The organism is Comamonas sp. (genome assembly GCF_036643215.1).
Taxonomy (GTDB): Bacteria; Pseudomonadota; Gammaproteobacteria; order Burkholderiales; family Burkholderiaceae_C; genus Comamonas.
Genome location: NZ_JAVXSJ010000003.1, coordinates 12,176 through 25,178, shown reverse-complemented (window position 1 = coordinate 25,178; position 13,003 = coordinate 12,176). Strand labels below are relative to the sequence as shown.

The window sequence follows — 13,003 nt, the reverse complement described above, 5'->3', positions numbered from 1 at the left end:
CCTTCCGAAGAGAAAGGGGGAAGCCGCGCAGCGGCTCAGGGGGTTCAATATCCTTTTTTAAGGTCTACACGTCCGGTCACAGCTTCGCCCCGGCTCATGGCGGCCACCTTGCCCACAATCTGGGCAATGCTGTCTGCCGCCAGTGTGCGGGCCGAGGTATGGGGCGTGAGGATAATCTTGGGGTGCTTCCAGAACGGATGATTGTCCGGCAGCGGCTCCTCACGGAACACATCCAGCATGGCGCCGCTGACATGGCCGGCATCCAGCTGCGCGATCAGGTCTGCGTCCACCACATGACCGCCGCGGCCCACGTTGATCACATAGGCACCGGTACGCAACTGGCTCAGCGTGTGGGCGTTGATGATGTTTTCGGTTTCTGCATGCAAGGGCAGCAGGTTGACGAGGATGCGGGTCTCGCTCAAAAAAGCATCCAGCTGATCCATGCCGCCAAAACACTTCACGCCTTCCATCTCGCGTAGCGACCGGCTCCAGCCATTCACCGGGTAGTCAAACACCGTCAGCGCCTTGGCCACGCGCTCGCCCATCTTGCCAAGACCCATCACGCCCACGGGGTAGTCCACCCGCTTGGGGTTGCGCTGGTGCTGCCACACGCCCTGCGCCATATCGGCCTCGTACTGATCCAGCCCACGGAAGAAGCGAATCACGGCCTGCGTGACATACTCAGCCATCTGCACGGCCATGCCCGCGTCTTCCAGCCGGTAAACGGGCAGCGCAGCGGGAATGGTCAGCGGCAGTAGCGCATCCACACCCGCGCCGATGTTGAATAGGGCCTTGAGGCCCGCGGCCTGCTCATCAATGAACTGCTGGGGCGGAGCCCAGACCAGCGCATAGTCGGCCTGAGCCGCGCCCGGCTCCCAGATGCTGATGTCTGCACCCGGCAGCGCATCATGCAAACCTTTGAGCCAGGGTTCTGGCCGCGTATCGTCACAGCAAAATGTTACTTTCATGGGCGTGAAGCCTAACGGTTTGGCGCTGGCATTGCAGCGCCGCCCGAATCAATTTTGCTATCAATAAAGAAGCTCCTAGCGCCTGTCATCATTCGGCTTCAGTATGAAAAGACTCTGAAATCCATGCATGACAAGCGCAAACTGCTCTTTTTGTAAAACAGTTCAACCCACTCGTAATCAGGCCGCGACTTCGATGCGCAGCAGCTCCGCGCCTTCGCTGACCTGATCGCCGGGGGTGTAGAGCAGCTCCAGCACCACGCCATCGCCGGGGGCGGCAATCGTGTGCTCCATCTTCATGGCCTCCATGACCGCAAGCGGCTGGCCCTTGCTGACCTTGTCGCCCGCCTTGACGTTGAAGGACACAACCTTGCCCGGCATGGGTGCCGTGAGGCGGCCGGCTTCATGGCCGGTATCGCCGGCATGGGCTAGTTGATCCACCACGGTGATCTGGGCGCTGCCCGCCTCGGTGAAGATGGACAGTTGCTCGCCTTGGGCGTGGACCACGGTCACCGTGCGCTTGCCGCCCAGATTCAGCTCCAGTCGGCCATCAGGCAGAGCACGCCACTGCAGCGCGGCTTCGGTGCGGCTATCGCCCTCACCCACGCCGACCTGATATGTCTGACCATCACGGCCATAAGCAAGGCCTGCGCTGAACTCTTCACCCCGGTACACAAAGCCGAACGAGCGCTCATAGCGGCCCGACATGCGCCAGCCATCACGGCGACTGAAGGGGTCTGTGCCTTGCGCGGCCTGCTCGCGCTGCAACTGCCAGGCCATGGCCGCAGCCACGGCCAGATCGCGGCCCACAAAGTCTTTGCCAAACAAGGCATCGCGTTCGCGCTCGATCAGCGCCGTGTCCAGCTGCGCATTGCTGAACGCCTGACTCTTCACCACCTGACGCAGAAACTGCACATTCGTCGTCAGCCCCACGATATTGGTCTGAGTCAGCGCCGCATCGAGTCGCGCCAGCGCCTGCGCGCGGTCATCGCCATGGACGATGAGCTTGGCGATCATGCTGTCGTAGAAGGGGCTGATGGCATCGCCTTCGCGCACGCCGTCATCCACGCGCACATCGCTGATCTCAAAGCTGGAGCACGCAGGCTTGCGGTACACGGCCAGCGTGCCGGTGGCGGGCAGAAAGTTGTTTTCGGGGTTCTCGGCGCAGATACGCGCTTCAATCGCATGGCCGATGATTTTCAGCTCGCTCTGCAGCTTGGGCAAAGGCTTGCCAGCCGCCACCTGCAGTTGCCACTGCACCAGGTCTTCGCCGGTGATGGCTTCGGTTACCGGGTGCTCCACCTGCAAGCGGGTATTCATCTCCATGAAGTAGAACTTCATGGCCTCGGGCTGGTCATAACCACCGGGCTGCTCGACGATGAACTCCACCGTGCCAGCACCTACATAGTTCACGGCCTTGGCGGCGGCCACCGCGGCTTCGCCCATTTGCTTGCGCAGCGCTTCGGTCATGCCCGGCGCAGGGGCTTCTTCCAGCACCTTCTGATGGCGGCGCTGCACCGAGCAATCGCGCTCGAACAAATACACGCAGTTGCCATGCGTGTCGCCAAACACCTGAATCTCGATATGGCGCGGGCGCAGCACATATTTTTCAATCAGCACGGCATCGTTGCCAAAGCTGTTAGTGGCTTCGCGCTTGCAGCTTTCCAGCAGCGCGGCGAAGTCTTCGGACTTCTCCACCAGTCGCATGCCCTTGCCGCCACCGCCCGCGCTGGCCTTGATGAGCACGGGGTAACCAATGCGGTCAGCCTCTTGGTGCAGCATGGCCGGGTCCTGGCCTGCGCCGTGGTAGCCGGGCACCAGTGGCACACCAGCCTTTTCCATCAATTGCTTGGATTCGGCCTTGAGGCCCATGGCGCGAATGGCACTGGCAGGCGGGCCGATAAAGACCAGCCCCGCCGCTTTGCAGGCGTTGGCAAAGTCTTCGTTCTCAGACAGAAAGCCATAGCCGGGGTGAATGGCCTCAGCACCCGTGGCCTTGGCGGCTTCCAGGATGCGCTCCCAGCGCAGATAGCTGTCTTTGGGTGCGCTGCCGCCGATGTGCACGGCCTCATCGCAGGCACCCACATGCTTGGCCAGCGCGTCTGCATCGGAATAAACGGCGACGGTTTTCACACCCATGCGGCGGGCGGTAGCGGCTACGCGGCAGGCGATTTCACCGCGATTAGCAATCAGAATTTTCTTGAACATATCGTCTCCAAATATTTATGCCAAATCGCCCGCTAGCGCCTATCAATCAAGCGCAAGCAGCTATGTTTTTTGTACTGCATCCTGCACAGCCGTATCGCCACGCAGGCGTCTGAAAATCGCCTTGAGAAAACGCCACAGCGCCCAGATCACCAGCCACATCACGATGACCACCACCAGCAGCACGCCACCAAACACCAGCGGGTTGGCCAGCGCCAGCCAGACGGCACCCAGCGATACCGTGTCTTCCGCCAGACTGGCACCCACGTTGGAGAACGGTTCTGGCGATGTGTTGATCAGTGCGCGCGTTGTGGTCTTGGCTGCCTGACTGGTGGCAGCCAGCGTGCCGCCCATCAGCGCGGCAGCCATGGCCATGGTGGTGTTGTCCGCACCAAAGACCGAGGCGGCCAGCGCCGCACCGGCAGGAATGCGCAGCACGCTCTGAAACAGGTCCCAGACCGAATCAACCACGGGAATCTTGTCCGCAAAGAACTCCACAAACAGCAGCCCGCCGCTGATGACCAGCACCATAGGGTGGGCCAGCACATGCAAGCTACCGGGCAAGGGCATCACGCCCGTGGCGCCCAGCATGCCCACCACAAACACCACGGCATAGAGCCGAAAGCCGCTGGCCCAGCCCAGTGCTGCGGCCAGCGCCAGCATGGCTCCCATGTCCATCTGGCCCACAGCCTGGCCTGCCTTGGCGGCGACGTCGCCCACCTGCGCGGCAGCATCGCCCACGGCTTGCGCCGTGTCTGGGTCAATGTGCAGGCCTGAGCGGTGCAGCCAGCTGATGATGGTTTGCCAGATATCCATGGTGCTTTTCCTTATGCAGAGGCGAGACTCTAAAACGACTCTGGCACAAGGTTTGTCAGTTCAGTCCTGTTCTGCGCTGTTTATCCGGGCAGCCAGCTGGGCTTGCGTTTGTTGAGAAAGGCCTGAACGCCTTCGCGCCCCTCGTTGCTGGCGCGAATGTTGGCAATCGACTCCACGGTGGTAGCAATCAGCTGCTCGTTGATTTCTTGCTCGGCCACATCCAGCACCAGTCGCTTGCAGGCGCGCACCGCCGCCGGGCCTGCGCTGAGCAGATGTTTGAGCCAGCCGTCGACCACGGAATCCAGTCCATCTACATCAACCACCTCGTGCACATAGCCGATGCGGTGCGCCTCTTGCGCCGAAAAGCGCTCGCCCGTCAGAAAGTAGCGGTGCGCCGCCCGCGCGCCCATGGCCCGCAGCACATAGGGGCTGATAGTGGCGGGGATGAGGCCGATCTTCACCTCGCTCAGGCAAAAGCCTGCGGTATCCACCGTCACCGCCATGTCGCAGCAGGCCACCAGGCCCATGCCGCCGGCATACACATCACCCTGCACGCGCGCAATCGTGGGCTTGGGGCATTCGTAGATGGTGCGCAGCATCTCGGCCAGCAGGCCGGCATCCACGCGGTTTTCATCGCGGGAGTAATCGGCCATGCGGCGCATCCAGTTCAGATCGGCACCCGCACAAAAGGCCGGGCCTTCGGCCGCCAGCACCACGGCGCGCACATCGGCGCGCTCACCCACTTTGTGAAAGGCTGCGGTAATTTCGGCAATGCCGGTATCGCTGAAGGCGTTGCGAATCTCGGGCTGGGCCAGCGTGATGCGGGCAATGCCACCGTCCACAGTCAAGGTCAAAGCGGTCATGGTTTGTCTCCCATCGAGTGATTGCTTTGCAGTGCAGCCGTCGCTGTGACCGGCATTTGCTGCGCGAGGAATTCACGCACCTGCGGCAGCCACTGGTCTATGTTGGCTGGCAGATCAAAAAAGCGGTGGCCTTCATTCCCGCTGGGCGGCACAAAAACCAGCGTCAGAGGGTGTCCGGCCTGTTGATAACTTTGAGCCATCTGCCGCACCAGTGGTGGGCGGAAGTAGCTATCGTTTTCTGCATAAATCCACAGCTGCGGCACACGGCTGGTGGCGGCAAAACTGGCCACGGTTTTCAGTAGTTCAGGCTCTCCGCACACGCGGCCTTTTTCACGCATCTGCGGCTGGGAACCACGCCCCCCAGCAAAATTGATGACGCCGCGCAAACCCGCAGGCTGCTGCGCGGCCAGCGCCAGCGAGGCAAAGCCCCCGGCAGACTTGCCCAGCAACACCACCTTGGCGGCATCCACATCGGGCAGCTTCTGGCCATAGACCATGATGGCCGCCACATCACGCGCGGCCTCTTGCGCAGCGTGGATGTAATCCGGCGCATCGCAGCGGCCATAACGGTCGGCCAGCGGCCCATCCGATGCGCCATAGCCCCGGCGCAAACCCGTCACCACCACATAGCCCAGTGCCGCAATGGCGCGGGCCTGCGGGGCATAGCGCTCCGTCAATGCCTCGCGGGCCTCTTTGCCGCTGGGTGTGCCGTGGCTGAGCACCACCAGCCCCCACGGCCCGGCAGCCTGTGGCCGGTAGATATGGCCCGCAAGCTCTGCCGTGTGCGCGGGCGATGCACCAGCAGCAGGCACGGCGACGGGAATACGCACATCCACTTGCTGCACAGCCAGCTCTGCCCTTGCCGCCATGGGCAAAGCCAGCAGCAGTGACGAGAGAGTGATGAAAAAATGGCGGCGCTTCATGATCTGAACCTTGGCGTTTTTTACATGCGGAAGACGCCGAACCGGGTGTCTTCAATCGGTGCGTTGCGCGATGCCGCCAGCCCCAGCGCCAGCACGCGGCGCGTGTCGGCCGGGTCGATCACGCCGTCATCCCACAGGCGGGCAGTGGCGTAGTAAGGATGGCCCTGGTCCTCGTACTGCTGGCGAATCGGGGCCTTGAAGCCTTCCTCCTCCTCAGCGCTCCAGCTGGCGCCCTTGGACTCAATACCGTCGCGTTTGACGGTGGCCAGCACGCTGGCGGCCTGCTCACCGCCCATGACGCTGATGCGCGCGTTAGGCCACATCCACAAAAATCGCGGCGAATAAGCGCGACCGCACATGCCGTAATTGCCTGCGCCAAAACTGCCGCCAATGATGATGGTGAACTTGGGCACCGCCGCCGTAGCCACGGCCGTCACCAGCTTGGCGCCGTGGCGGGCAATGCCCTCGTTCTCGTACTTGCGGCCCACCATGAAGCCGGTGATGTTCTGCAAAAACACCAGCGGTACCTTGCGCTGGCAGCACAGCTCAATAAAGTGCGCACCCTTGACGGCCGATTCGCTGAACAAAATGCCGTTGTTGGCGATGATGCCGACCTGCATGCCTTCAATGCGCGCAAAGCCGCAAACCAGCGTGCTGCCAAAGCGCGCCTTGAATTCATCGAACTGGCTGCCGTCCACGACGCGGGCAATGATCTCGCGCACATCAAAAGGCTTGCGGGTATCGACGGGTATCACGCCATACAGCTCATCGCTCTCAAAAAGAGGAGCTGCTGGCGCTTGATCTGCCTGCGCTTGCGGCTTGCTTCTATTCAAATTGGCAACGGCCTGGCGTGCCAGCGCCAGCGCGTGCAAATCGTTCTCGGCCAGATGATCGGCCACGCCAGACAGGCGCGTATGCACATCGCCGCCGCCCAGATCTTCAGCACTGACGACCTCACCCGTAGCGGCCTTCACCAGCGGCGGGCCGCCGAGAAAAATCGTGCCCTGATTTTTGACGATGATGGACTCGTCGCTCATGGCCGGCACATAAGCGCCACCCGCCGTACAACTGCCCATGACAACCGCTATCTGCGAGATGCCCTGGGCACTCATATTGGCCTGGTTGAAGAAGATGCGGCCAAAGTGTTCGCGGTCGGGGAAGACCTCATCCTGATTGGGCAGGTTGGCACCGCCCGAGTCCACCAGATAGATGCAAGGCAGATGGTTCTGCGCCGCAACCTCCTGCGCGCGCAGGTGCTTCTTCACCGTCATGGGGTAGTAGGTGCCGCCCTTCACGGTGGCGTCATTGCACACAATCATGCAATCCACACCGCTGACGCGGCCCACACCGGCAATGACGCCCGCACCCGGCGCATCGTTGCCGTACATATTGAGCGCGGCCAGTGGCGAGAGCTCCAAAAACGGCGTGCCCGCATCCAGCAGGCGCTGCACACGCTCGCGGGGCAGCAGCTTGCCGCGTGCCACATGCTTGGCGCGGGCCGCTTCATTGCCGCCCAGCGCGTTCAGGTCGCAGCGCGCATGCAGATCATTCACCAGCGTCTGCATGGCGGCGGCGTTGGCCAGAAAGTCCGCCGAACGCGAATTCAGTTGTGTCCCCAGAATGCTCATTGCTTGCCTTTTGAAGGTTGGGCTCTCAGAGCGATCACGCTCCATTAGCTTGTTTTTTCTGCCCCTGCTTGTCGCTCAGGCGGTCTTTATCACACGCAAATCCAGCAACTCGATCATCTCGTCGCGAATCTTGAATTTCTGAATCTTTCCCGTCACCGTCATCGGAAAAGCCTGCACAAAGCGTATGTAGCGCGGCACCTTGTAGTGCGCAATCTGGCCCTTGCAGAACTCGCGCAGCTCGTCCTCTGTCAGTGCCTGCCCGGGCTTGGTGATGACCCATGCGCACAGCTCCTCGCCATAGCGCACATCGGGCACGCCAACCACCTGCACATCCTGCACCTTGGGGTGGCGGTAGAGAAATTCCTCAATCTCACGCGGGTAGATGTTCTCGCCACCGCGAATCACCATGTCCTTGATGCGGCCCACGATGTTGACGTAACCCTGCTCATCCATGGTCGCCAGATCGCCTGTGTGCATCCACTGCTCATCGTCAATGGCTTCACGGGTCTTAGTCTCATCACCCCAGTAACCATGCATGACGGAGTAGCCGCGCGTACACAGCTCACCGGACACACCGGGCAGCGTGATCTCACCCGTCACCGGGTCAATCATCTTCACCTCAAGGTGGGGCTGCACCTTGCCCACCGTGGAGACACGTTTTTCCAGCGGCGTATCGGCATCGCTCTGGCAGCTGACGGGGCTGGTCTCGGTCATGCCGTAGGCGATGGTGATTTCGCTCAGGTGCATATCGCGCACCACGCGCTTCATCACCTCGGTGGGGCACGGTGATCCGGCCATGATGCCGGTGCGCAAGGTGGACAAATCAAACTCCGCAAAGCGCGGGTGATCCAGCTCGGCGATAAACATGGTGGGAACGCCATGCAGGCCTGTGCATTTCTCCGCCTGCACGGTCTCCAGCACGGTGAGGGGATCAAAGCCGTCATTCGGGTAGACGATGGTCGAGCCATGCGTGAAGCAAGCCAGATTGCCCAGCACCATGCCAAAGCAGTGATACAGCGGAACAGGGATGCAGAGCCGGTCTTCGGGCGTCAGCTTCATGCATTCGCCAATGAAGAACCCGTTGTTCAGAATATTGCGATGCGTCAGCGCCGCACCCTTGGGGAAGCCCGTGGTGCCACTGGTGAACTGAATGTTGATGGGGTCGTTGTTGCTCAGCGTGGCAGCAATGGCGTTAATGCGTTCATCCCCGCTTTCACCTTGCGCCAGCAGCTCTGAAAAACGCAGCATTCCGGGCTGCTCGTCGCCTTGGCCTGCTACATCAATCCAGACCACAGTGCGTAGCTGTGGCAAGCGCTTGGCCTGCAACTTGCCAGGCTCGCTGGTCAGCAGCTCAGGCGCCAGTTCGCGCAACATTCCAAGGTAGTCGCTGGTCTTGAATTGCGGCATGGCAACCAGCGCTTTGCATCCTACTTTGTTGAGCGCGTATTCCACCTCGGTCGTGCGATACGCCGGGTTGATGTTGACCAGAATCAGTCCTACCTGCGCAGTCGCCAGTTGCAGCAGCACCCACTCAGCATTGTTATGGCTCCAGATGCCAACGCGGTCGCCTTTGACCAAACCCAGATTCAGCAAGGCACTGGCCAGCTGGCGCGTGGCAGCATGCAGCTGGCCATAGCTGTAACGCAGGCCTTGATGGCGGCTGACGAGCGCATCACGGCTGCCCTGGCGCTGTGCCATGTCGGCAAAAAAGTCGCCAATGGTCTGTTCAATCAACGGCGCATCTGTACGCCCCTTGGCGTAGCTGGCGGTCAGCACGTTCACTTGCGATGGCATCACGGGTCTCCTCGGCACCGAATTCAGCCCAGAATAAGGGCAAGCCCTGTTCAGATAAGGTCAGGTAGGTTGCAATAATTGCCAAATGCTGACGCCTTCACTGATCAAGACTCCACTGCCACACCATGCCAGTTCTGTGCTCAAGTCGCACCCGGCAATTACCCCCATGGCGTTTGTTCAGCCCATCATTAGGGCCTATGAACAAAGGCAGATGTCGCCGCTGGCCGCACTTGAAAAGGCACAAATCCCGCCAAGCCTGGTAAACAATGCGAGCGAGTGCATCACAGCCTTGCAGATGGAGGCACTTTCAGACGCTGCCATGCGCGAGCTGGACGATGAAGGGCTGGGATGGTTCGAACGCCGCCTGCCCTGGGGCAGCTACGGCATGCTGGCCCGCGCCAGCATCAGCGCACCCAATCTCGGTCTTGCTCTGGCGCGCTGGTGCCGCCACCACTGGCTGATTACGGGCGACATTCAGCTGCAGCTCAGCGAGCAGGCTGGCACGGCCACACTCACCCTGCATGAAAGCCGTGCGCTGGGTGCCATGCGCGAGTTCTGCATGGTGTCAGTGCTGCGCAATATTCATGGTTTTGCCAGCTGGCTCATCAACGAGCCCATCAGTCTGCTGCACGCCAGCTTTCCGTTTGCCACGCCGGCCCATGCCAATGTCTACAAGGTGCTGTTTGCGCCGGGCAGCATCGGGTTTGATGCGCCTGTTGCCAGCCTGCAGTTTGAGGCGCGCTGGCTGCAGGCCCCGCTGGCGCGCGATGAGGCCGCACTCAACCACATGCTGCAGCGTGCCTTGCCCATTCAGGTGCGCCCCTATCAGCGCGAGAAAACACTGGTGCAGCGCGTGCGCCAGTTACTGGCCGCCAGCGGTGAAGAGCAGCAGACGGCCGAGACCCTCTCGCGCCAGTTGCATCTGTCGCAGCGCAGCCTGCACCGTCAGCTCAAAGAAGAGGGTATTTCGCTGCAAGCGCTGAAGGACGATATTCGACGCGAGCGTGCGATTGCGCTGCTGCTGCGCACAAGCCGCCCCATCAAGCGCGTGGCGCAGGCCTGCGGCTTTATGAACGACAAAAGTTTTATCCGTGCCTTTAGGCTGTGGACGGGACTGTCGCCCTCAGAATTTCGCAAGACCGCCGGTCAGCGCGCCGCATAAGCCAAGGAGCCAGCATGCAAGAGTCCACAGAGAAATGGCAAGCCATCACAGATGGGGTATGGAGTCTCTGCTATCCATTCACCAATGCCGGAATGAAGGTCAGCACGCGCATGACGGTGATACGACTGGCTGATGGCAGCCTGTTCTCGCACTCCGCCGTGCCGCTGTCGCCCGCACAAAAAGCGGCGCTCGATGCCATCGGGCCGCTGCGCCACATCGTCGCCCCCAGCGCCATGCACCATCTGTTTGTAGGCAAGCTGGCCAAACTTTATCCACAGGCCAGGCTTTATGGAACAGCGGGCGTGCTGCGCAAGCACCCCGACCAGCCACTGCTGGAGCCATTACCCTCCGACCACGAAGCGCCCTGGGCGGGCGAGTTGCAATGCATACATCTGGACGGCATTCCGCTGCTGGATGAAACGCTGTGGTTTCACCCCGCCAGCGGCAGCCTGATCGCCACCGACGTTCTGCAATGCTGGCAAGGGCCGCTGAGCCTGCCGGTGCGCATGTATCTGGGGCTGACGGGTGGGCATGAACGCCTGACCGTGCCGCGCACCGTGCGCCTGCTGGTCAGGGACAAAGCCGCCGTGCGCGCATGGGTGCAGCAGGTCAAAAACCTGCTCGTGCAGCGCGTGATACTGCTGCACAACAGCGTTATTGATGATCAGCCCATACAGCGCCTGCGAGAGGCGCTATCAATCTGGGACTGATCAACGACCTGCTTTACTGGATCTCGTCCTCGTCGCCATCGCCCGCAACCATGCTGGCTGCGCTCTTGCGCACCGCATCAAACATGGCGGGCAAGTCGCCCATGTCGCCAAACACGCAGGCAGCACCGGCCTCCAGCAATTGCTCTGCCGATGCGTGACCCTGATCCGCAGGGAAGTAGCCCCAGACGGTTGCGCCCGCAGCAACGCCCGCCTGCACGCCCGTCACCGTGTCTTCCACCACCAGGCATTTGGCAGGGTCGGCGTCCAGCGCCTTGGCGGCTGCCAGATACACATCGGGGAAGGGCTTGCTGCGCGGCATCTCATGACCGCTATAAACATGGCCTTCAAAGTACGCCGCCATGCCAACCTTGGCCAGCTGCATCTCCACCTTGGCGCGGTCTGCACCCGAGGCGCAGGCAATGCGGCCGTTGCACATCGCATGCAACTGCTTGACGGCCTCCAGCGCGCCATCAATCGCCACCAGCTCGGCATTCAAGGCGGCGTTGCGGCGGTCGTAAAACTCGGCCATCCATGCATCGGTCAAAGGCTTTCCGGTGTGGGCTTCAATCACCGCTGCCTGGCTGCGCACCGTCTTGCCGATGAAGTCACGCGTGCACTGCTCCTGGCTGATGGCCCAGCCCGATTCATTGAGCATGGTGCACAGCACGCGGTTGGTGATGGATTCGCTGTCGACCAGCACGCCATCACAGTCAAAAAGCACAGCATCAAAAGCAGTCATAAGTCTTCATCCGCACCAGCGCATGGCGATGCAAAAAGGCGCCCTCTGGCGCCTTTGGTCATACAAAAAAGGTGGGGCCGATTATGCGGCCAAGACATTTTTCTTGTGTAGGGAATGGAAACCAGCGTCAGCATCGGTATGCCGCCAGCATTGCGGCGCCTCAGAACTGCTCGCCATCCACGTAATACCAGCGCCCGCCCTCGCGCACAAAGCGGCTGCGCTCATGCAGGCGCACGGCGCGGCCAGAGATGCGGTAGCGGGCAACGAATTCAACCTCGGCCGCATCCTCACCCGTCACCTTGAACTGCTTGACATCCAGCCCCAGCCATTTGGTGGCCGCATCAAAATCCAGATCAGCTGGGCGCTGACTTTCATGCCAGGTCGCTTGCAGATAGGTTGGGTTCTCGCGCACGAACGCGCTGTAGCGCGAGCGCATCAGCGCCTCGGCATCCGGCGCGGGTTGCGTATCCCAATTATCGATATAGCGACCACAGCAATCGGCATAGGCCAGCAGCTTGCCTTTGGAATTTTTACGTCCGCAGGGACAGTCCAGCTTGTTTTCGACTTCTTTCACAACACCTCGTTATCTGCCCTGAAATGAGCGTGGTCAGCAACGCGATATTGTCGGCCCAATGCGGAGCATGCAGGCTTCGCTTGCACAGACCTGCACGCAAGCGCAAAGTGCTCGCAGTTCAAAGGAGTGTCTATGTTGGCCATGGCGGTTCCCTGGTGGGAGTTTGTGGTTCGCGGCGTCGCCGTCTATCTGTTTTTGCTGGTGTTTCTGCGCATCACCGGCAGGCGCCAGACAGGGCAGTACGCCCCCTTTGATCTGGTGCTGCTGCTGATACTTTCCAACGCGGTACAGAACTCCATGAATGCGGGAGATAACTCGCTGATTGGCGGCCTTATCAGCGCCAGCACGCTCATCGCCTGCCATGCGCTGCTCTCGCGCCTGACTTATCACTTTGCCAGTCTGCGCAAGCTGGTGAACGGCAAACCCATGGTCTTGATTCACCAGGGATTGGTGCAGCCAAACCTGATGACGCAAGAGCAGATTACGGCGGAAGACCTGGCGGCTGCCCTGCGCTCCAATGGCTGCCTGAACGCCCATGATGTAGAGCGCGCGACCATCGAAACCAATGGTCAGATCACCGTGGTTTTGCGCAAGCGCAGCGCGGCGGACCTGGGCGAAGCCTGA

Annotated in this window: 12 protein-coding genes; 3 read left to right on the top strand and 9 right to left on the bottom strand. The window is 61.2% G+C overall.

The features are described 5' to 3' along the window. Positions 1–44 precede the first annotated feature (44 nt). From RSF91_RS03275 to RSF91_RS03245, 7 genes are all read right to left on the bottom strand, one after another. A complete protein-coding gene (locus RSF91_RS03275) occupies positions 45–968 on the bottom strand; it encodes a 2-hydroxyacid dehydrogenase (RefSeq protein ID WP_332567068.1) in 924 nt (307 codons plus the stop codon). A gap of 177 nt (positions 969–1,145) precedes the next feature. Continuing rightward, on the bottom strand, positions 1,146–3,173 hold the full coding sequence (locus RSF91_RS03270) for an acetyl/propionyl/methylcrotonyl-CoA carboxylase subunit alpha (protein WP_332567067.1): 2,028 nt from the start codon (positions 3,171–3,173) through the stop codon (positions 1,146–1,148). 60 nt (positions 3,174–3,233) lie between these two features. Continuing rightward, positions 3,234–3,986 (bottom strand): DUF4126 domain-containing protein, encoded by a 753-nt coding sequence (locus RSF91_RS03265; protein WP_332567066.1) that lies wholly within the window; start codon positions 3,984–3,986, stop codon positions 3,234–3,236. Positions 3,987–4,066: 80 nt separating this feature from the next. After that, positions 4,067–4,849, bottom strand: coding sequence for an enoyl-CoA hydratase/isomerase family protein (locus tag RSF91_RS03260; RefSeq protein ID WP_332567065.1), 783 nt, complete (start codon positions 4,847–4,849; stop codon positions 4,067–4,069). Beyond that, entirely contained in the window at positions 4,846–5,772 is a 927-nt protein-coding gene (locus tag RSF91_RS03255; RefSeq protein ID WP_332567064.1) for an alpha/beta hydrolase family protein, read from the bottom strand. The genes RSF91_RS03260 and RSF91_RS03255 overlap by 4 nt, the downstream gene beginning before the upstream one ends. Positions 5,773–5,792: 20 nt before the next feature. Beyond that, a complete protein-coding gene (locus tag RSF91_RS03250; RefSeq protein ID WP_332567063.1) occupies positions 5,793–7,400 on the bottom strand; it encodes a carboxyl transferase domain-containing protein in 1,608 nt (535 codons plus the stop codon). 75 nt (positions 7,401–7,475) lie between these two features. Continuing rightward, the gene (locus RSF91_RS03245) at positions 7,476–9,194 is read right to left on the bottom strand and encodes an AMP-binding protein (protein ID WP_332567062.1); all 1,719 of its coding nucleotides are present in this window, start codon (positions 9,192–9,194) and stop codon (positions 7,476–7,478) included. A gap of 85 nt (positions 9,195–9,279) precedes the next feature. Here RSF91_RS03245 and RSF91_RS03240 point away from each other — a divergent pair, with 85 nt between their 5' ends. Further along, the gene (locus tag RSF91_RS03240; protein ID WP_332567061.1) at positions 9,280–10,356 is read left to right on the top strand and encodes an AraC family transcriptional regulator; all 1,077 of its coding nucleotides are present in this window, start codon (positions 9,280–9,282) and stop codon (positions 10,354–10,356) included. A 14-nt stretch (positions 10,357–10,370) separates the two neighbouring features. Continuing rightward, positions 10,371–11,066 carry a DUF4336 domain-containing protein gene (locus RSF91_RS03235; protein WP_332567060.1) on the top strand — a complete coding sequence of 232 codons (696 nt, stop codon included), beginning with the start codon at positions 10,371–10,373 and terminating at the stop codon, positions 11,064–11,066. A gap of 13 nt (positions 11,067–11,079) precedes the next feature. Here the strand turns inward: RSF91_RS03235 and RSF91_RS03230 are convergent, their stop codons facing one another. Both RSF91_RS03230 and RSF91_RS03225 read right to left on the bottom strand, forming a co-directional pair. Continuing rightward, complete coding sequence (locus RSF91_RS03230; protein WP_332567059.1) at positions 11,080–11,805, bottom strand: HAD family hydrolase; 726 nt, start codon at positions 11,803–11,805, stop codon at positions 11,080–11,082. A 160-nt stretch (positions 11,806–11,965) separates the two neighbouring features. After that, positions 11,966–12,379, bottom strand: a complete 414-nt coding sequence (locus RSF91_RS03225) for a YchJ family protein (RefSeq protein WP_332567058.1) — start codon at positions 12,377–12,379, stop codon at positions 11,966–11,968. 132 nt (positions 12,380–12,511) lie between these two features. On the opposite strand from RSF91_RS03225, the gene RSF91_RS03220 reads away from it, so the two are divergent. Further along, positions 12,512–13,003 (top strand): DUF421 domain-containing protein, encoded by a 492-nt coding sequence (locus tag RSF91_RS03220; protein WP_332567057.1) that lies wholly within the window; start codon positions 12,512–12,514, stop codon positions 13,001–13,003.